Origin of the sequence: Pectobacterium peruviense, from assembly GCF_002847345.1 — a bacterium.
Classification (GTDB): Bacteria; Pseudomonadota; Gammaproteobacteria; order Enterobacterales; family Enterobacteriaceae; genus Pectobacterium; species Pectobacterium peruviense.
Window position 1 is genome coordinate 1 of the sequence record NZ_LXFV01000053.1, and the last position, 274, is coordinate 274.

Here is a 274-nt window from a genome sequence, read left to right on the forward strand (position 1 = left end):
CATCGCAGTGCACCCAAACAGGTACACTCTGATGTTTTTTTATCATACCGAGTAGTGATGGTGGAGCTATGCGGGATCGAACCGCAGACCTCCTGCGTGCAAGGCAGGCGCTCTCCCAGCTGAGCTATAACCCCGTCTCTACTTACAGTTACCTTAGATACCACTCACGGAAGAGTTGGTAGGCCTGAGTGGACTTGAACCACCGACCTCACCCTTATCAGGGGTGCGCTCTAACCACCTGAGCTACAAGCCTATTAAGGTATTTCTGCTCGTT

General features: G+C 51.8%; 2 tRNA genes. Both read right to left on the bottom strand.

The annotated features are described in order from the left end of the window. Nucleotides 1-58 precede the first annotated feature (58 nt). Nucleotides 59-134, bottom strand: a tRNA-Ala gene (locus tag A0G03_RS20605). Nucleotides 135-176: 42 nt separating this feature from the next. Beyond that, a tRNA-Ile gene (locus tag A0G03_RS20610) sits at nucleotides 177-253 on the bottom strand. Between the last annotated feature and the right edge of the window lie 21 nt (nucleotides 254-274).